This is a genomic window from Brevibacterium jeotgali (genome assembly GCF_900169175.1).
In the GTDB taxonomy this organism is placed as follows: domain Bacteria; phylum Actinomycetota; class Actinomycetes; order Actinomycetales; family Brevibacteriaceae; genus Brevibacterium; species Brevibacterium jeotgali.
Window position 1 is genome coordinate 15,684 of the sequence record NZ_FXZM01000011.1, and the last position, 19,394, is coordinate 35,077.

Below are 19,394 nucleotides of genomic sequence, written 5' to 3' on the forward strand. Positions count from 1 at the left end.
GATGCACGCTTGCGTCATTGCAGCGTCTCGCGTTCACAGTAGCTCTGGCTGACGGAGTCGTCAACCACTTCTGACAGATTCGTCAATCGCTTTTGACGACTCCGTCAACGTGACTCAATCCGGCCGATCCTCACCGTCGTGGAACCCCAGCGCCGCGCCGCCGCATCCCCTCGACGCACAGAGGACGATTCCGCCGTGGCACCCTCAGAACGCATAGAGAGCCAGCCGGCAGCCGGCTGGCTCAGCACAATCCCGGCCGCAGGACGACCCACGGAGTGACCCAGAAGGCAGACACGCAGCTGCCCCGGCGTGGCGCCCCGATCGGGCACCACGCGCAACCAATCCGTCCAGGGCGCACCCAATAGTTGGCAGATCCAGGCGATGATCGCGTGGACGACGACGGCGTCGTGGTTGATCAGAGCATGTCCGTCGCAGCGAGTGGCGAGCCCGCGCGACCCCTTGACGTGGCCGCAGCCTCCATCATCCTGCGGATGCCCGAGGACGGTCGACGCGACCTGCCGGTGTCGCGTGGCAGGATGTCCTCGATCAGCGACAAAGGGTCATCCGGCAGCAACCAAAACGTGGCGTGCGCCATCGCCTCTGGCGCGGCACACGGGTGATTGTCAGTCACCTAATTGCGCGGATCGGCCTCGGCCCACGAATCGCCCTCGACTTGCACTGCGGACATCGCATCAATCCCCGCAAGGTCACCGGTGAATCCAATGAGGGCGAAGAAGACGCGAGTCGCCTGGTCGACGAAGTAATCGAACCTCTCCGGACTGTCCCGAGCCGCCGTCGCCGCATCGAGAAGCACTGCACGCATGAGCCTGGCGGAGTAGTCCTCCGAGACCGAGGGCTTCGCCAACCCCTCTTCACGCAGTCGCACCATAAATCGCAGGATCCGTCGGGCCGGCCTGTCGACCATCTCCGCCTGCAACGCAGCAACGGTCGAATCAGCGTGCGCTCGCTTCGCGATCTCGTCCAAGATCGCGACGTTTCTCGAGTAGAGATCGACGAATGCCTCCGTCGACGCACGGGCAAGCATGAGAGGTTCATCCGCGATCTGGCCAGTGAAGTGGTGCGCTTCGAGCACTTCGTCTCGCAACTGGGATGTCACGACGCGGAACATCTCCGACTTGGTCGCAAAGTACACATAGAAGGTCGCGCGGGACACGTCGGCCCGAGTCGTTATCTCGCCGATTGTGGTCCCTCCGAAACCCTCTTCGGAGAAGACCCTCCGCGCGGCAGTGATCAGCGCGCTCTTTGTTTCAGACTCCACGTCTCTGCGGATGTCGCGCGCATTCGTCCACCCCGCATCGCGCATCGGCCGCGATTTCATTCGATGCCTCCGAGCTCGCGCGCGTCTAAGCCGCGAGCGATGGCCACGACTCGCGCCGCCCCCGCCCGGATTGCGCTTTGCCGTTCGACCGCTCGATACTTCGTCACCGTCTACCCTCAGCCACTCTCGTCGATCTCCGTTCTCACCACTACTCTCCGGGCCTACGGAACCCTCGCACCGGCTTCGGGCAGGCACACAAGCACCCACTTCACACCCGGGGCACGTTCCCACCGGTCGCGCAATCACCCGACACCCAATAATCACCTCGATTGACGAACATGTCAATCCGACTCTGCAGGCATATCCTCGATAGTCACCGCCCACCGCGGGAAGAACCGTATACCCACCAGGCGAGGCGGCGGTGCCGCGACTTACCGAACATCCAGGAAGGAACCCCTTTCGTACGCACCGTTTCCGTGAACAATGGCTCCATGAGCACTCGTTCCACGAATACGACACAGCAGGCCCGCCGCCACGTCGCCGTGGTCGGCGGTGGCGTCATCGGACTCGCCAGCGCGTACCGCCTGGCACGGGCCGGTCTGGATGTGACCGTGCTGGAACGGAACGAGATCGGCCGCGGCGCCTCGTGGGGCAATGCGGGATGGATCGTGCCCACCCTCATCCAGCCCTTCAACTCCCCCGGCGTCGCCGCTGACGCGTTCCGGACGTTCCTCCGACGCGGCGGCTACGCGGCACTCCGGCAGCTCCCCAGCCCGCGCCTCGCGCTCTGGGGACTGTCGTTCCTGCGCCACAGCAGCGCCGGGAGGAGCGAGGATTCGCTTCAGACCCTGGCCGTGATGGCGCACGACACCGCCGAGGCCACGGGCCGCCTGGCCGAGGAACTCGACTTCGAGGTCCACCGGACCGGCCTGCTCATCCCGTTTGCATCCGAGGAGGCGCTCGCCGGCTACAGCGGCACCCAGGCGCGGGTGGAAGAGCTGGGCTATGAGGGCCGGGGCGAGTGGCTGGATCCCGAGCAGCTCGCCCAGCGCGAACCGTCGCTGAGCGACGATCTTGCCGGCGGTGTCCACCTGCTCGATGAGCTGACCGTCCGACCGGATTCGATGACTAGCGCCCTGGCCCGTGGGTTCCGCGAAGCCGGCGGCGAGCTGCGCGAGCACACGTCCGTGACCGGGCTCGACGAACAGCCGGGCGGGCGCTGGACGGTGGCGACCGCCTCGGGCGCGGATCTGCTGGTCGACGCCGTCGTGGTCGCCGCAGGCGAGCACTCCCCGAGCCTGCTGCGGAAGGGCGGCGCCCGCATCCTGCTGCAGTCCGGCCGCGGGTGCAGCGTGACGCTGCCGGGGAACCTTTCGCTGCGACAGGCGGTGAAGATCGCCGAGGTCCAGGTCGCCTGCGCGCCGTTCGACAGCGGCGAGGTGCGCATATCCGGAACCTTCGATCTGGTGGGGAGGGACGCACCGACGAACCGTGCGCGCATGCAGCACGTGCTCGATGCGGCGGCGCCCTATCTGCCGGGTCTGGCCGAGGTCAGCCTCGACGACCATGAGGTGTGGAGCGGCGCCCGCCCCACCACGCCGGACAGCGTGCCCGTCGTCGGACCCGTCGGGAAGAAGCCCGGACTCTTCGCAGCGACCGGCCACGGAACCCTGGGGATGACACTGGCCGCAGGCACCGCGAACAGCATCAGCACGCACGTCACACGACTCATGCGCAGCAGGGGCGTGCACACGACGTGACAGCGGCTTCACGCTGGGACGTCGACGAGCCCAGGATCCGTCACACATCCCCCATGCCGTCGATGTGGCGGAACGTGCGATCGAACTGATCGAGGTGACGCCGCATCTCCTGCATGGCCGTCATCGAGTCGCCCGCCGCGATTGCTTCGTAGACCCGTCGGTGCTCGTCATCCACCTGGTCCCGATAACCTTCTGGCACTCTGTCGCTGCGGAAGCGGTTGTGCAGCACACTGAAGACGGGCGCCGTCACGAGTTCGAGGAGCGGATTGCCCGCGGCCTGCAGGACGACGAAGTGGAAGTCCTGATTGCGGTCATAGCTGCCCTCGTTGGGCGCGCTCTGGAACGTCGCGCGCATGGCCGCCAGCTGCTCATCGGTTCGTGAGAACGCCGCACGCCCTGCGGCCGGAACCTCGGTGAGCCGTCGGACCTCCATGAGCTGGTCCGCGCTCACGTGATCGGCAGCCGCGAGCAGTGTCATCCCCGTCTCCATCTGGGCTGAGATCACACCCACGCTGGGCGTCGCGACGAAAGTGCCACCGGAGACACCGCGCGTCGTGTAGACGAGGTGCTCACTCTCCAGCGTCCGGATGGCCTCGCGAATCGTCCCACGTCCCTTCCCGACAGCCTCGATCAGCTGTGACTCGGTGGGCAGTCGCGTGCCCGGCCTGAGTTCTCCAGAGAGGATTCGTCCCCGAATGCTGTCGGCGACAGCTGCATATGCCGGTCCCGCCGCGCTCTTGCCTGCCATATCCACCATTCGCACCCCTCGTGTCCGACATCGACCATTCACTGCTGCACATCACACCATCGCTCTCACCGCGGCGCGCCCCGCCCGTCCTGGAGCGGACGGACGGGGCGCGCCAGAGCGGTCAATCAGCTCGGACGGTGGGGAAGGTAGATCTCCTCGAACATTCTCTTCGCATAGGAGTCGACATCCAAAGGGTCGTCCGACACGTCGTCGGCCAGAGCATGCCAGTCCTCATAGCTCTCGAAGCCCTCTTCCGCAGCAATCTCGGACCACTTCTCGATGGCGGCATCCAGCTCAGCACCCACAGCCTGCCCATCCAGCGTATTCATCGAATCCGCTTCGCGCAGCGTTCGCACTCCCTCCTGCAGCGCGTCCTCCGCGTCATCGTCCAGGCGGTGGAATGTGCCCCCGAACTCCTCGACATCGGCGACCGAGTCGACGGTCCACGCGGCGCTGGTGCTGATCTGACCGCCCAACGAGCCCTGGAGCTTGTCGAAGACCAGCTGGCGCGCCGCCAGCGGCAGGCCGGAGAACTTCGGGCTGGCGACCAGCGCAGTCGAACTGCGTCCCCACGACACGCCGTTCGGGAAGATCACCTCAGGCGCGACTTCGAGGAGACCCTGCGACGCAGCGATCTTCAACGACAGCACTGCGCAGTCGATGACATTGCGCTGGAGCGCTTCGTAGACCTCGCCCAGCTGCAGCGACACGGCGGAGGCACCCACCGATTCGATGAGCGCGAAGTCCGCTGCCGAGCCCGCACGGATCTGCTTGCCGTCGAAATCGTCCAGCGACGTGATCGGTTCCCCGCAGATCAGGGCATTCGAGAACTCGAACTCTGCCGGGACGAGGACCTCCACACCCAGGTCTCGCAGGTTGTCGAGAATCGCGTCATTGTTCCACGCGACTTCCTGAGTGGCCGCGATGTTGACCATCTCCGGCACCAGGGGGCCCACTTCTGGAGCCGCGGACAGTGTGCTGAGGTCGGTGATCGCCGGGTACTTGGACGGGTTGTAGATCGGAATCTCCAGGCCGATGTCGATACGGCCATCGGACACCGCCTCCACCACTTCGTCGTAGGGCGCGATCGGATTGCCCCAGAGGGTCTCAATGGTGATCTTGCCGTCCGACCATTCTTCGATCGACTCGGCAAAGGCCTCCTCCCTTTCAGCAGTGTGGCCCGTCGCCGAACTGCCCGCCTGGTACACGAGCTCGACCGGCTCCATGTCGGCCAGGGCCTCGGCGTACTCCTCCTGGGACGCGCCGTACGGCACGCCCTCCCCTTCGGCTTCGGTCACCTCTCCACCGGCAGCGCCGGCACAGCCTGCCGTCACGGCCAGGGCCGCGGCCATGGCTGCTGCAACTCCGATTCGTCCTGTGTGCACGCGTCGATCTCCTTTGAACTCTGCGGATACGAAAGATGTTCTCACCATGTGACAGCCATCACTGTTCTCCGTTGACCCAGCTAGACACATCGCGTAAACATATGATGTTTACTTCCATTTTCTCCGCATCTGGCGCATACTCGACCGAGGAACCTGCAGATGCGTACCTGAATCATAGCGATACATCTGACCTTTTCAAGGACGAAAGAGGGAACATGGCGTTTCTCACGGGGACCAAGGTCCTCGATCTCAGCGATGAACGAGGCCTTCTCGCAGGCAGGATGCTCGCCGATCTAGGCGCAGACGTCGTGCGGGTGGAACCTCCAGGCGGCAACAGTGCCCGGCACTGCGCACCGCTGGGCGACGACGAGGGCTCTGCTTCGTACTACTGGCAGGCCTACGCGGCGAACTCCCGCAGTCTGATCGCCGATCCGACCACTGCGGACGGCAGGGAGCTGATCCACGGCCTGGTGAGGGAGGCTGATGTCTTCATCACGACCGACCTCCGTGCCGTGTCCACGTCGCGCGGATTGGACTATGCGGACATCGTGCAGCTGAATCCACGCCTGGTCTATGTGTCCGTGACACCCTTCGGCCGCACCGGCCCGAAGGCAGACCTCCCGGCATCGGATATCACGATATGGGCGGCCGGCGGAGTCCTCGATGAGCACCGGCCGGATGGCGGCTCGCCGCTGCGCCCCTCAGTCCCTCAGGCGTTCCTCCACGCCGCCGCAGATGCAGCGGCGGGTGCGCAGCTCGCGCTTCTCTCCCGCGCCGAAACCGGCCGAGGACAGCTGGTGGACGTGTCTGCCCAGGTCAGCATGGGAGCCTCCACCCTTGCCCGCGTGCTCACCGACAAGACCGGGGACACTCCGGATGAGCTGTTCAAAGGCATGCGCTTGGAGGAGAAGCACGTGGATCAGTCCGGGAGCGGCAGCGGCACGACGCCATCCCTGAAGAAGTGGGAATGCAGAGATGGGCTCATCGAGTATCACCTGAGTATCGGCCCAGCCACCGGGAACTTCACCAACCGCTTCGTCGCGTGGCTCGCCGACGAAGGCGTGGACCTCGGGAAGTTCGGTGAGATCGACTTCCGGGGTGTCCCCGACCTCATCGCACAGGGCGAGTTCACCGACGCCGACACCAGCGACCTGCGCCAGCGGGTGCGCACGTTCTTCGCCTCGAAGACGAAGGCCGAGGTCCTGGCAGCAGCAGTCGAGCGGAAACTGCTGTGCGTACCCATCCTCGACGCCACGGACATCGCAGCCTCGGAACAGCTGGAGAGTCGGAATTTCTGGGCCACCGTGGGCGACGGGGACCGCGAACTCACGCTGCCCGGGCCGTTCGCGCAGATCGATGCCGACGCCTTCGACATCTCCCGTCCCGCTCCGCTGCTCGGCGAGCACACCGACGAAGTCGTCCGCGCGTGGCTGGGAGCTGACCACGCCGCGAACCCTCCGTCCGCCGTTGAAAGCTCCGACGACGGCAGCGAGCTGAGTCCCGACCATGATGCCGGGCTCCCGCTCGCGGGCCTCAAGGTCCTCGACCTCAGTTGGGTCGTGGCCGGCCCATCGATCACTCGTGCCTTGGCTGACTTCGGAGCCACAGTCATCCGAGTGGAGAATCCGCACAGCCCCGAAACCGCACGTCTCATGCAGCCCTTCTACGGGGGTGTGGCCGGACCGGAGAACTCCGCACTGTTCGGAACCTGGAACGCCGGAAAGCTCGGAATCACCCTCGATCTCACTGGAGAGGCGGGCCAGCAGGCGGCTCGCGACCTGGCGGGGTGGGCGGATGTCGTCGTGGAATCGTTCTCACCGGGGATGCTCGCACAATGGAACCTCGACTACGACAGCCTCCGAGAGGTGAACCCCGGTCTCATCATGCTCAGCGCTTCGCTCAATGGTCAGCGAGGGCCCCTGGCGAAGATGGCAGGGTTCGGCAACATCGGGGCCGCGCTGTCCGGCTTTCAGACGGTCGTCGGTCGCGCTGACGGCCCACCCCTGGGCCCGTTCGGTCCCTACACCGACTTCGTCGCCCCGAGGTTCGGTCTGTCCGCGCTCATCGGGGCGATCTCTCACCGCCGTTCAACCGGCGCTGGCTGCTTCATCGACCTATCGCAGGTCGAGGCCGGGGTGTGGATGCAGTCATCGGAGATGGCGCAGTTCCGCCGCGACGGAACCGTCATGTCTCGGATGGGCAATGCGGATCGCGAGTTCGCACCGCACGGCGTCTTCCCGACTGCGGCGGATTCGGATGCCGAGCGGACGCCGCATATCGCGATCGCCGTCACCGACGACGCGCAGTGGGCCGCCCTCGCGGACCTGATCGACCGGCCGGACCTCGGCAGCGACCCCGATCTGCGCACGAGCGCCGGGCGTCGTTCCCGGGAGAGCGACATCGACGCCGCAGTGGCCGCGTGGACAGCGACTCTGCCTGGCCCGCGTGCCGCACAACTGCTCCAGGACGCGGGGATACCCGCCCATGAGTCAGCCGACAGCGCGGCCTTCTGCAACGATCCGCAGCTGATCCACCACGGTCATATCGTCCCCCTGCCGCACTCGATCCACGGCACCGTGCATGTAGAAGGTCCGCGCTGCTCCCTTTCGGAGACGCCTGGTCGCGTCACGGCCCCTGCCCCACTCCTCGGAGAACACAACGCCTTCGTCTTCTCAGAGATCCTCGGATACGACGATGCACTGGTGGACCAGCTCACCACCACCCGAACCGCGACAGCACCTTCCGTCCGCTGAGCATCGCTCAGCACCGCGCCTCAGCAGGCGTGTGCAACCCAGCAACGATCACAGGAGTCCTCATGCCAGTCCCCCCGATCTTGAGTCAGTCCCTGTCCCTTCCCGTTCTCGCCGCACCACTCTTCATCGTGTCCGGTCCGTCGCTCGTCGCCGCCCAGTGCCAGGCGGGAGTCATCGGATCCTTCCCCGCGCTCAACGCGAGGCCCGCCGAGCTCCTCAACGACTGGCTCGCGCAGATCACGGAGGAGAACGCCTCGTTCGCCGCGGCCAACCCTTCACGTCCAGTGGCCCCGTTCGCGGTGAACCAGATCGTCCACCATTCCAATGTGCGGCTGGAACAGGACATGGAGGTCATCGTCGACCACCAGGTGCCGATCGTCATCACATCGCTCGGCGCACGGCCCGAGATCTACGAAGCTGTGCACTCCTACGGCGGCATCGTGCTCCATGACGTGATCAACAACGAGTTCGCGCACAAGGCCATCGAGAAGGGAGCCGACGGGCTCATCGCCGTGGCCGCAGGTGCGGGAGGTCATGCAGGAACGCAGTCCCCCTTCGCCCTCCTGCGCGAGATCCGCGACTGGTTCGACGGGCCTCTGGTCCTCTCCGGTGCCCTTGCCCACGGCAGCTCGATCCTGGCGGCCCAGGCGGCGGGCGCCGATCTGGCCTATGTCGGATCGGCGTTCCTCCCCACCCACGAGGCGAACGCGATTGAAACCCACAAGAACATGGTGCTCGAAAGCAGCGCGTCGGACATCGTCTACAGCAATCTGTTCACGGGCGTACACGGCAACTACCTGCGCCGCAGCGTGGAGGCGGCGGGCCTCGATCCGGATGATCTGCCCCAGTCCGATGCGTCGAAGATGAACTTCTCACAGGGAGCGGTCAAGGCCAAGGCGTGGAAGGACATCTGGGGCGCCGGCCAGGGCATCGGCGCAGTGAAGACGTCGATGTCGACCGAGGAGCTCGTCGCTCAGCTCCGCAGTCAGTACCAGGACACTCGCGACGAGCTGGACACCGTTCTCAGGTCCGGTACCACCGCACCGACTCCCCAGATGCAGGTGTAGATGGCAAGCGGTCCCGGTAGACCTGGCGGGGGCTACGTCTCGATCGCGTAGGCGGCGACCGTCGATCGGACACTGGCGCGCCTTCGCCGCCGGCGCCGCGATCAGAGTGCCCCTCGTGGCCACAGCACCGCGCAGATGAACCTGCGCGGTGCAGTGGCCACGATGATCGCACCACAGCTGCCGATGGTGCGTCGGGGGTTTCCCCGAACCGGGAGGAGAACGGGGAGTTCGTCGGGCTGCTGTATGCCGAGCCCGGCGGAATCCTAGTGGGAAGCTGTACGGGAGGCTGAGTACGTGTGCCCCTCCGCCACGATCCAGATCGAGGACCATCCGATCCCGACGACGTGACCGAGCCAGAGATCTCGTGAAGTTCTCGAACGGGACCCCGGGCTCGTCAGTAGGTGTGTGACGAATCCACGAACTTGAAAGACGTGAGCTCGTGGTTGGCTGAGACGTCGCCACCAGCGATCACGAGATGGATCTCAGCCTGCGCCACGGTGTCCGTCTCGAGCTGCCCGCTCACCAATGTCGCGTCGTTGTCCGTCAGTGCTGTCGAGCAGACGAATAATGCCCGCATCTCGACGATGAACATCATCTCCAGTCCAGCCGACTCATCGAACCCCCACCTGACGAGCGAGAAGCTCAGGTCCGGAAGGCGGTCTGCGGTGAAAGTGCTCCGGGCATCGTACGCGTCGGTCCGATCGGAGAACTCGTCCTCGATCTGGTCCACGACCTCGGCGAAAGCTGCTTCAACCGGCTCGCCCAGGTGCTCCTCGACGCGGACGCCGTACAGTCGGCGGGCAGCGTCGAAGGCGAAGCGCCCGTCACTGTTCACCAGCAGCGAGGCTGGCGCCGGCGCGTCAAACCCATTCGTCCGTAGTGCATGGAAGTCCACCTCCACACCGTGTGATGACGTGTATTCGTCCACGCTTTGTGGGTCAATCGCATACAGGCGCTGGAGGATCTGCGGACCGTACTCAGCACCCAGCCGAGCGATCCGGTCGTCGATATCGCTCGCGATGAACTTCACGAGTCCCGCTTCAACGCCCCTTGCTGACCGGACGCGACGTACTCTGTCCCGCACTGCAGGCGCGCGCTGCTCAGCACGTGCGACCGCAGTCTGGATGGGGCCCAGGATGCCGGAGATGTCCTCGGGCTTCGTCTGGTTGCACCGCGATCCGGAACCGCATATCGGCGCAAGGTTCTCCACCGCGTGGAGTTCGAACGACGACGGAAGCCCCGCACGACTCCGTGCCGCGTCGAAACCCCTCTGAGGGATCAGGTGATCGATGTCTGCCCACGTCGAATCCAACAAGGGCCGAGTGCACCAATAGCACTTCCGGTCCCACTCCAGCCAGAGACTGTGCCGCAGGACCACGTTCGAGCCGTTCGGTTTGTACGCGATCACGCCACCGGCCATGTCATCTCTCTGTCCGTCAATCAACTGCGTCGATCAGTCCGGGTCCACTCTGACGATTTCGACTCGCAGAGCTTCAGATCACTGCTCTCAGATTTCCGCGAGCATCTTTCCCGGATTGAGGATGTTCTTCGGGTCCAGCGCGTCCTTCACCGCGCGCTGGGCCCAGCGGGATCCCTCGTCGAGCTCCTTCGCAAGCCACCCCTTCTTGAGGTAGCCGACTCCGTGCTCGCCGGTGATCGTGCCGCCCAGGTCCAGACCGATCTGCATGATCTGTGCAAACGCGGCCTCCGCCGTCGCGGTCTGCTGCGCGTCGGAGGAGTCGAAGAAGACTGACGGGTGGGTGTTGCCGTCGCCCGCATGGGCGACCAGGGCGATCGTGAGCCCCGTCGACTCGCGCAGCTCGTCGAGCCGGTCGCAGAACTCCGGCATCGCCGCCCGGGGGATGCACACGTCGTCCAGCAGCTGTCCTCCACCGTGCGCATGCGCGAAGTGTTCATACGCAGGCTGGATCGACCGACGGGCGGCGACCAGAGCAGCGGAGTCCGCCGGATCATCGGAGACGGCTACGTCCACGGCGCCCGCGGCCTCGGCGACGGCGCCGAAGGCACCCAGCATGTCCGCAGCCTCCGCGGGCGACTGATCGAACTGGACCAGCAGCATCGCCCCGGCCTCATCGTCCAGGCCGAAGTCACCGTAGGAGTTGAGCATGGAGAGGCTGGCGCGGTCGAGGAACTCGAAAAGGCTCGGCTGCCCACCCGCGGTCATGAAGTCCGCGACGGCCTGCAGACCGGAACGCTCGTCGGGAAAGACGGCCACCGCCGTCACCGGATCCGGCATGAGCGGGATGAGGCGCAGCGTGGCTTCGACAACGATGCCCAGGGTGCCTTCGGAGCCGATGAAGAGCCCGCGCATATCCAGGCCGGCGACACCCTTCGCGGTCTGGGGTCCGAAGGTCGTGAGAGTGCCGTCTGCCAGCACGACATCAATGCTGCGGACGAAGTCGCGGGTCACCCCATACTTCACGCAGCACAGACCGCCCGCGTTCGTGGCGATGTTCCCGCCGATCGAGGAGATCCCCACGGATCCCGGGTCCGGCGGATAGGACAGGTTGAACGGTCGCAGGTGGTCCTTGAGGTCCTGGTTGATGAGGCCCGGCTGGACGCGGACCGTGCGCTCCGACGTATTCACCTCCAGCACGTCCTTCATCGCCGCGACGCTCAGCAGGATGGACCCCTCCGTCGCGTTCGCTCCCCCGGAGATTCCGCTGCGTGCACCCTGCGGGACGACGGGGATGCCCTGCGCGTGAGCGAAGCGGACCGTGGCCTGCACGTCCTCGACGGTCTTCGCGCGGACCAGCGCGATCGCACCGTCATGAGGACAGAAGAGCGCCTCGTCCCTCGAATGCGCAGCCACGACGTCCGGGTCGGTGGTCAGCGCGCCGTCGCTCAGCTGATCGGCAAGGGGATGCAGGTCCATGGGTCTCCTTCGCGTGGGGCTCCTCCATTCTCCACCCCACCCGGGAGGGGGCGGCGTCCCGACCGTTCGCCCTGCCTCCCATCTCCTGAGACGGATCATGTGTTCACTCGCCGCACACGTACGATCACCTCGTAGGTGTCGTACGATTTACGAGAGACCTTGACGAACCGCCCGCGGTGTTCTCGTCACGGACCGGTTCCTACTGAGAGGACGTTCCCTGTGACAACGAAACCCTTGGTCGCCGTCGGCTCCCTCGCGCTCCTCACCCTGGCCGGATGCGGCGGTGGAAACAGCGCTGCCTCGGAAACTCCCGAGCCGGCCGTGACCGTCACGGTGACGGCGGCCGCAGAGCCTGCACCCACTGTCACCGTCACGAGGACCGTGACGGTCGAACCGGAGAACGACGAAGCCGAGCGCCCTGAGCCACCCGAGGAAGCCGAGGAGGTCGTCGCGGAGGACAGCGGCTCATCCGCGCAGGACGAGACGTCCGGACAGAGCAACGCCCGGGGATCCGCGGAATCGTACCTGGACTACAGCGCGTTCTCGCGCCAGGGCCTGATCGATCAGCTGGAGTACGAGGGGTTCAGCACGGCCGACGCTGAACACGCAGTCGACTCCCTCGACGTCGATTGGTCAGAGCAGGCTGTGCAGTCAGCGGAGTCCTACCTCGAGTACAGCTCGTTCTCCCTGCAGGGACTGATCGATCAGCTGGTCTATGAGGGCTTCACCGATGCACAGGCCGAATACGGGCGAACCAGGCGTACTGACGCTCGCCTCACGGCGTCAGCGTGAGCGTGTCCTCCGCCGCATTGTGCACTGCGTCCTCCGAGTACGCCCACCCGTACTGCGTCCCGGTGGCCCAGTCGTCCGCCTGATCCGTGTAGTGATCGTGGAACGCGTGGCCGGACTGCCCCGTGAGGTTCTGCCACGTCGAGGCGTCCCAGTCCCCCACGTCGACCACCATGCGGAACGACGGGACGGTCGTCGTCGCATACCCGTCGTCGAGGTCCCATCCCGTCGCGTTCACCACGCCGGGCCCTCCTCCGGTCTCGTACGGACCCCTATTGAACAGCGCTTCGACAGGCGCGATGCCGCTCGTCCCGAACGTCTCGTGCGTGAGCGGCAGCGCGTGCAGCTCACCCCAGCTCCACTCATCCGGATCAGCCCCCTGCAGATCGACGAGCTCCGTGTGTGCATCCTCGGCGGCCTGCTGCAGGAGCTCGTCGCGCGCACCGCCCCACCACGGACTGTCCTCATCATCAGCCTGCTCTGCCAGGAACACCGCGAACCGCGACTGATCGCCGCGCGGGATCATCGTCCGCTCCGACGACTCGTCGACACCGCCCGGTGCCGTGCCTGGTCCAGCACCGGCATCGGCCGTCGCCCCGTGCGTGTTGACCATGCCCGCCGTCACGTGGTCCCACAGCACGTTCGCGTACGCGGCAGCCGCCGAGTCCGCATTGTTCTGTCCATCCCAGTTCGCGAGCAGGGCGAGCGCACCCTGCACGTCCTCATCCTCGACCAAGACATCCGCGTACAGGTCCTGCAGCGAGTCCGCCGCGGGGAATTCGTTGTCCATCTGGATGTCCGCCATGTCCGCCGCCGTCACCGGACCGGCGTCGATCGCGCTCTCCAGCAGCTTGACGATGCGTGCACCGCGGTGCCCGTAGTCCCAGTCGCGGCTGAGAAAGTATTCGTAGTCATCGTCCACGATCGCGTTGTTGGCCGTGACGATGTAGCCCGAATCCGGGTTGAACACGACCGGCTGCTCCTCGAAGGGGATGAAGCCCTGCCAGTCGTACGCGCTGTCCCATCCGGGCTGCGGCAGCCATCCGTCGCCCTCGCCGCGGATGGGCAGCCGGCCCGGTGCCTGGTATCCGATGTTGCCGTCCGTGTCCGCGTAGATGAGGTTCTGCGCCGGCACGTCGAACTGCGAGGCTGCGTGCCGGAAGTCGGAGAAGTCCTCGGCCAGGTTGAGGGAGAAGATGGCCTGCGCGGTCGAGCCTGCGTCCAGTGCGGTCCACCGCAGACTCAGCGCGTAGTCGTCGGTCGACAGAGGGGTGTCCTCCGACGGTTCGCCATTGGGGATCGGGTCCGTTCCCGAGGCCGGGTCCAGCGGCCGCTCCTCCGCACCTCGCGTGGCCCCCACCCTGGGAGCCTCCGCGATCGCGGTGAACTCCGGTGTGAGGCCGGAGACGACCGGACCGTGCCCGGTCGAGCGCACCTCGAGGTCGACATCGTCTCCCCCGGCGACCTCGATGGTCTCCTGGCGGGTCTCGAACGGAACCGTCTCGCCGTCGCGCAGGTAGCCGTCATCCATGACGCGCTCGACGTAGAGGTCCGCGACATCCGTCGTGAGGTTCGTGAAGCCCCATGCGACCTGCTGGTTGTGGCCGATGACGATGCCGGGAAGCCCGGAGAAGCTGTACCCGCCCACGTCGAAGGGACATTCGTCGGTGACGTCGGCGCAGCGCAGCTGCATCTGCGTCCACACCGACGGCAGGGCGGCGCCCAGGTGGGGGTCGTTCGCGAGCAGCGGACTGCCGCTGTCCGTGTGCTCGCCGCCGATCACCCACGAATTGGAGCCGATCCCCTCAGCCGCCCCACCGACCAGTGCGTCGACGCGCGCGAGCAGATCACTGAGAGCCGAGGTGTCGTAGCTCAAAGACGGCACAGCGCTCGCGCTGGCCTCGGTATCGGCCGCCTCGGCATCGGCCGCCTCGGCATCGGCGGCCGCGGCGTCTTCCGCAGCGGCGGCCTCGGCGTCGTCGTCAGTCGCCGGCCCGGAGGCCGGGGCAGGAATGTCCGCGTCGGTCACCTCCGAGGCGTCCGGGTCCTCCGCCATGATCACGGGGTGCTCGTCGAAGGGGTACCCCGGGTACAGATCGCCCAGCCTGTCGGGATCCAGACTCTGGCCCAGCAGTGCGCGGGTCGTCTCGTCCTCGATGTTCGTGCGCAGATCCCAGGCCATCGCCTTGAGCCAGGCGACGGAATCGGTGGGAGTCCACGGCTCTGGCTCATAGCCGCGGTTCTGCAGGCCGAGCACCGTGTACTCGAAGGCGAGCGCACCGCCCTGCCGCTCCTCCAGGTAGGCATTCACACCGTCGGCATACGCCTCGTAGTAGCTGAGCGCATCCGGCGGCAGCGCGTCGACCTCTTCCTGTGCGATGCGGTGCCACCCCAGGGTGCGGAGGAAGGAGTCGGTGCCCACCTGCGCCTCCCCGAACAGCTCAGACAGGCGACCGCCGGTCATGTGGCGGCGGAAGTCCATCTCCCAGAAGCGATCCTGCGCGTGGGCGAAGCCCTGCGCGCGGAAGAGATCGTCCGTGGTCTCAGCGGTCAGGGTGGGGATGCCGTGACTGTCGCGCTGCACGGTCACCGCGCTCTGGAGCCCTGCGACCTCGATCTCTCCGTCCGTCTGCGGGAAGGCGCGCATGACCGACCATGTGAGGACGGCGGTCAGGAGGAGTGCGAGGACGAGCAGACCCGCGAGAGTCGCGAGCAGGATCCGGCGGAGGCGGGAGCGCGGGGGCTTCGCGGTGTCGCGTGTCGTCTGGGAGTCCGTGATCGACTCGTCCTGCGACGTTCCGCGCTGCGCCATTGACCGGTCCTTCGCTGAGAGTCGAAGTGCACGGGGTTCCATCCCCGTGCACTGAGAGTCGGTGCCCGTGAGCGGCCAGCTGCGGCACCTTCACCGAGTGGCCCGAGTCACGGCACCCCACAGTCTCCCACCGTTTACACAGGTAAGCGACAGGTTCGCACAGCTTGTTACAGAGGTGTGACGGTTGGCCCGTCCGGTGACGATCCGTCAGTCGACCGTGACGCTGTCCGCGATCCACGCGAGGTAGGAGTCGCTGCCGCCGATGATCGGAACGATGATGAGCTCCGGTTCGTCGTAGGGATGCTCGCGGTCGAGGAACTCCTTGAGCGGTCCGTCCGCAGCGGCCGCGGTCGTCTTGAACGTGAGGAGGAATTCCGGGTCGTTCTGCACCTCGCCCTCCCACCGGTAGTAGCTGCGGATCGCAGAGATCTGGACGCACGCGGCGAGGCACTGGTCGACGGCGGTGGAGGCGAGGTGCTCCGCGACCTCGCGGGAGTCCGTCGTCGTCTCCGCAGCGACGCAGGCGGGCTGGGAGCCGGGCACCGCGCCGGGCTGCATGTCGGGCTGGTGTGGGGTGCCGGTCATGACTCGGTCCTTTCCTCGACGTGCGCCCAGTCTGTCAGGCACTGCCACGGATCTCATGCCTCGTCAGGCGACTTCGCTTGTCGCCGCAGAGTCGATAAGGTTGAGGTGCGATTCTCGAGCCACCCGTCACCACGCGGCGAGTGGCATCCACACCTGTCTGGAAGGAGCGGCTCCATGGGCGACGCCGACATCAGCACCATCATCTCCGTCCTCGGCCTTGCGGCACTCATGTTCTCTCCGATGCTGGCGCTGCTGGTGGTCCCGACCGCGGAGAAGCTGGGCACCAAGAAGCGCCTGAAGTGGGCCACGCGGGACTGACAGGCACTCCCTCGCCCGGTTCCACCCGGGCCAGCGTGGCGTTCGCCCGGTCGATCTGCTCCTGCACCCGGCGCCTCAGGTGCGGGTCGTCAACGTTGCCGCTGGCGACGGTCGCGTCACCGTCCAGACCTGGAGGGCATCCCCAAATGCCCGTACCCATTGGGCTAGCCGGGCGCGCAGTGCGACGTGCACACTGAGGACATGGACGCACGAGAACTCCTCACCGACCTTGCTCACCGCCCCCTGCAGGAACTCGACCATTTCTGGGACTCCGTGGACTCCGGGCAGCTCAACGAGCACCCCGCCGGTCATCCCAACTCGATCGCGTGGCTCGTCTGGCACACCGGTCGCGAGATCGACGTGCAGGTGGCCGACGCCTCGGGCCGTGAGCAGATCTGGGCACAGGGCTGGTCCGCACGCTTCGACCTCGGCGTGCCGGACGACGACCTGGGCCTCGGCCAGACGGAGGACGAGGCGCGAGCGATCGTCGTCGAGAACAAGGACCTGCTGCGCGGCTACCTCTCCGCGGTGACGGACGAGTCCCTCGACTACATCAGTACGCTCCGCCCCGATGATCTGGCTGACGTGATCGATGAGAGCTGGAACCCGCCGGTCACGCGCGGTGCACGTCTGGTGAGCATCTACGCGGATGCCCTGCAGCACGTGGGCCAGGCGGCCTACGTGACGGGAACCCAGCGAGGCTGAGCGACCCCGTAAGACCCAGCTGGCTCGAGAGTCCTCCCGAGGCCTGATCCGCTCCCCACGAGGAGCCGGCTCCGACCTCGGCCAGGGCGGACCTCGGGTTCTCAGGCTTCGGGGCCTGACGCCTCAGGTTCACAGGCTTCGAGGCCTCACGCCTCGGGCTCTCAGGCCTCCGCCGCGTCGGGGGCATCCCACCGCTCCCGCGCGAAGTCGTGGTGACGGCGGCGGATCTTGAGCCGCAGCGCCAGCAGCTCAACGCCGCCCTCTGCGAACGGCCCAGCGGCCCACCCAGACCTTCTTCCGCTCCGGAAGATCCTTCTGGAAGCAGCGATCGTGCAGCCGACACTCGTCGCATGGACCGAAGAGCGGACACTGCGCTGTGTTCGTTGACGGGGCTGGTGCCACCGTACGTGAACCGTCAACGGGCGGGCTGATCCGGCTGCTCAGGAGTGGTGGCCCTGCTCAGGACGAGTGACCGCGGGCCGCGTACTCCTCGACAGCGCGCTTCGCATCGATCAGTCCGGCACCGGTGGCCCTGCGGTACTGCTTGATCGCCTCGATGGTGCGGTCCTCTGCGACCAGTCGTCGCACCTCAGGAGTCAGCCCCGGGTTCGAGGCCTGACGCAGTTCTGCGACCTCGTCCTGTGAGATGCCCGCATCGTCGACGAGCCGCTCGACCAGCGCCTCGAGCGCAGTGACTCGTCGGGTGAGTGCATCGATGCGGGCGTGAGCCAGGTTGTCTCCGAACATGGGTCGAGTCTACGGACCGTCACCCAGCGGCGACCGTCCGCAGCTCGTGCTTGAGCAGCTTGCCGGACGGGTTCCGCGGCAGTGACTCTTCGATGACGACCTCCCGCGGCAGCTTGTAGCGCGCCAGCTTCGATTCGAGGAACCCGCGCAGGCCCTCCGTCGTGAGGCCTGTTCCCGCGTCACCCTCTGCGGGGGTCACGAACGCGACGACCTGCTGGCCCCACTCGGGATCCGGCTTCCCGACCACGGCCACGTCCGCCACGCCCGGATGCAGTGCGATCGCCTCCTCGACCTCAAGGGAGAACACGTTCTCACCGCCCACGATGATGACGTCCTTGAGCCGGTCGACGACGTAGTAGTAGCCGTCCTCATCCACTCGCGCGATGTCGCCGGTCTTGTACCAGCGTCCTTCGAATGCGGCCTCGGTCGCCTCGGGGTTCCCCAGGTATCCCTTCATGACGGTGTCCGACAGGAACCAGATCTCGCCCGACTCCCCCGGCCCCGCCTCCGTCCCGTCCGCGGTGACGACGCGCATCTGCACTCCGATCATCCCGGTTCTCCCGATGCTTCCCGGCTTCTCCAGCTGCTCGTGCGGCCGCAGCATGCTGCCGCTGGGACCCGTCTCCGACATCCCGAACAGCTGGTAGTGCGCTCCCGGCTGGTAGGACTCGAGGATCGTGCCGGTCCCCGCGGCGTCGATCGGTGCACCTCCGAACGTCCAGCGCCGCACCGACGAGAAGTCGAAGTCCGCGAAGTCCTTCCCGTGCGCCGCGGCCGCACGCAGGGGCGCCAGGTACGCGACCGTCGGACCGAAGAACGTCGTGATCCGCTCCGCGCCGATCAGTTCGAGCGTCTCGATCGGGTGGTACTCCCTCTGCAGCACGACCGTGCCGCCCATCAGCAGCACCGGCAGCATGCAGACGTTGAGCGGTGCGGAATGCCAGATGGGCATCGCGATGAGGATCCGCTCGTCTGATTCGTACCCCAGGTTCAGCGAGATCTGCGTCGCCAGCCGCACCAGGGAGTCGTGCGTGTGCACGCATCCCTTGGGCGCGCTCGTCGTCCCGGATGTGTAGAGAACCTCCGCGGGCGCTCGGTCGTCGTCGTGGGTCTCCGTCCAGGGCTTGGCCTCTGCGAGGAGCTCCTCGAACGTTCCGCCCGCTCCGGTCGTCAGCCAGTCGACGTCCGGCGCACCCGCCAGTGCCGTCTCCGCGAGCTCTCCGCTCACGACGCCCACGGTCGCTCCGCTGTGGCCGACCGTGTAGGCGACCTCCGGGACCTGCAGCTTGTGGTTCACCGGGACGAATGTCGCACCCAGCATCCACGCGCCGAAGGCCGTGAAGACGAACGCCGGTTCGTTGAACGTCATCGCCGCGACGGTGTCGCCGGACCTCACTCCGCGATCGGCCAGCACTCCGGCGGCCTTCTCGGATTCCCCCACGAGCTCCGTGTACGTCCATGTCGTGTCACCGCTGACCAGTGCCTGTGCCTGGGGCGCCCGCATCGCGGACCCGCGAAGCATCGTGCTGAGCTTCATTGCCCACTTCTTG

General features: G+C 66.5%; 16 protein-coding genes. 7 read left to right on the forward strand and 9 right to left on the reverse strand.

Features of this window, described 5'->3' with window-relative positions:
* Window positions 1-389 precede the first annotated feature (389 nt).
* Complete coding sequence (locus BJEO58_RS11200) at window positions 390-620, forward strand: hypothetical protein (RefSeq protein WP_101589570.1); 231 nt, start codon at window positions 390-392, stop codon at window positions 618-620.
* 11 nt (window positions 621-631) lie between these two features.
* On the opposite strand, the gene BJEO58_RS11205 is transcribed toward BJEO58_RS11200, so the two are convergent.
* Window positions 632-1,339 carry a TetR/AcrR family transcriptional regulator gene (locus BJEO58_RS11205; protein WP_101589571.1) on the reverse strand — a complete coding sequence of 236 codons (708 nt, stop codon included), beginning with the start codon at window positions 1,337-1,339 and terminating at the stop codon, window positions 632-634.
* Between the two features lie 431 nt (window positions 1,340-1,770).
* Here BJEO58_RS11205 and BJEO58_RS11210 point away from each other — a divergent pair, with 431 nt between their 5' ends.
* Entirely contained in the window at window positions 1,771-3,039 is a 1,269-nt protein-coding gene (locus tag BJEO58_RS11210) for an NAD(P)/FAD-dependent oxidoreductase (RefSeq protein ID WP_180951926.1), read from the forward strand.
* A 40-nt stretch (window positions 3,040-3,079) separates the two neighbouring features.
* Here BJEO58_RS11210 and BJEO58_RS11215 read toward each other — a convergent pair whose 3' ends face one another.
* Window positions 3,080-3,787, reverse strand: a complete 708-nt coding sequence (locus tag BJEO58_RS11215; RefSeq protein ID WP_219617108.1) for a FadR/GntR family transcriptional regulator — start codon at window positions 3,785-3,787, stop codon at window positions 3,080-3,082.
* Between the two features lie 125 nt (window positions 3,788-3,912).
* Window positions 3,913-5,172, reverse strand: coding sequence for a type 2 periplasmic-binding domain-containing protein (locus tag BJEO58_RS11220; RefSeq protein WP_180951927.1), 1,260 nt, complete (start codon window positions 5,170-5,172; stop codon window positions 3,913-3,915).
* A gap of 215 nt (window positions 5,173-5,387) precedes the next feature.
* Here BJEO58_RS11220 and BJEO58_RS11225 point away from each other — a divergent pair, with 215 nt between their 5' ends.
* Both BJEO58_RS11225 and BJEO58_RS11230 read left to right on the forward strand, forming a co-directional pair.
* The gene (locus BJEO58_RS11225; RefSeq protein ID WP_101589575.1) at window positions 5,388-7,925 is read left to right on the forward strand and encodes a CaiB/BaiF CoA-transferase family protein; all 2,538 of its coding nucleotides are present in this window, start codon (window positions 5,388-5,390) and stop codon (window positions 7,923-7,925) included.
* A gap of 62 nt (window positions 7,926-7,987) precedes the next feature.
* Window positions 7,988-8,992 carry an NAD(P)H-dependent flavin oxidoreductase gene (locus BJEO58_RS11230; protein WP_101589576.1) on the forward strand — a complete coding sequence of 335 codons (1,005 nt, stop codon included), beginning with the start codon at window positions 7,988-7,990 and terminating at the stop codon, window positions 8,990-8,992.
* Between the two features lie 394 nt (window positions 8,993-9,386).
* Here BJEO58_RS11230 and BJEO58_RS11235 read toward each other — a convergent pair whose 3' ends face one another.
* Window positions 9,387-10,307, reverse strand: coding sequence for a hypothetical protein (locus BJEO58_RS11235; protein WP_144573808.1), 921 nt, complete (start codon window positions 10,305-10,307; stop codon window positions 9,387-9,389).
* Window positions 10,308-10,499: 192 nt separating this feature from the next.
* Window positions 10,500-11,888 carry an FAD-binding oxidoreductase gene (locus BJEO58_RS11240; protein WP_101589578.1) on the reverse strand — a complete coding sequence of 463 codons (1,389 nt, stop codon included), beginning with the start codon at window positions 11,886-11,888 and terminating at the stop codon, window positions 10,500-10,502.
* A 219-nt stretch (window positions 11,889-12,107) separates the two neighbouring features.
* On the opposite strand from BJEO58_RS11240, the gene BJEO58_RS11245 reads away from it, so the two are divergent.
* Window positions 12,108-12,680: an Ltp family lipoprotein gene (locus tag BJEO58_RS11245; protein WP_101589579.1), complete on the forward strand. Its 573-nt coding sequence runs from the start codon at window positions 12,108-12,110 to the stop codon at window positions 12,678-12,680.
* On the opposite strand, the gene BJEO58_RS11250 is transcribed toward BJEO58_RS11245, so the two are convergent.
* Window positions 12,664-15,489 (reverse strand): penicillin acylase family protein, encoded by a 2,826-nt coding sequence (locus BJEO58_RS11250; protein ID WP_101589580.1) that lies wholly within the window; start codon window positions 15,487-15,489, stop codon window positions 12,664-12,666. The two genes, BJEO58_RS11245 and BJEO58_RS11250, sit on opposite strands and share 17 nt — an antisense overlap.
* Window positions 15,490-15,696: 207 nt before the next feature.
* Window positions 15,697-16,074: a divalent-cation tolerance protein CutA gene (gene cutA / locus BJEO58_RS11255; RefSeq protein WP_219617109.1), complete on the reverse strand. Its 378-nt coding sequence runs from the start codon at window positions 16,072-16,074 to the stop codon at window positions 15,697-15,699.
* 174 nt (window positions 16,075-16,248) lie between these two features.
* Here cutA and BJEO58_RS14985 point away from each other — a divergent pair, with 174 nt between their 5' ends.
* Both BJEO58_RS14985 and BJEO58_RS11260 read left to right on the forward strand, forming a co-directional pair.
* Entirely contained in the window at window positions 16,249-16,392 is a 144-nt protein-coding gene (locus tag BJEO58_RS14985) for a hypothetical protein (protein ID WP_180951928.1), read from the forward strand.
* Window positions 16,393-16,593: 201 nt separating this feature from the next.
* A complete protein-coding gene (locus tag BJEO58_RS11260) occupies window positions 16,594-17,097 on the forward strand; it encodes a mycothiol transferase (protein ID WP_101589581.1) in 504 nt (167 codons plus the stop codon).
* A gap of 459 nt (window positions 17,098-17,556) precedes the next feature.
* On the opposite strand, the gene BJEO58_RS14990 is transcribed toward BJEO58_RS11260, so the two are convergent.
* Together BJEO58_RS14990 and BJEO58_RS11270 are read right to left on the reverse strand one after the other, a co-directional pair.
* Window positions 17,557-17,844 (reverse strand): hypothetical protein, encoded by a 288-nt coding sequence (locus BJEO58_RS14990; RefSeq protein ID WP_180951929.1) that lies wholly within the window; start codon window positions 17,842-17,844, stop codon window positions 17,557-17,559.
* 19 nt (window positions 17,845-17,863) lie between these two features.
* Window positions 17,864-19,381 carry a class I adenylate-forming enzyme family protein gene (locus tag BJEO58_RS11270; protein ID WP_101589582.1) on the reverse strand — a complete coding sequence of 506 codons (1,518 nt, stop codon included), beginning with the start codon at window positions 19,379-19,381 and terminating at the stop codon, window positions 17,864-17,866.
* Between the last annotated feature and the right edge of the window lie 13 nt (window positions 19,382-19,394).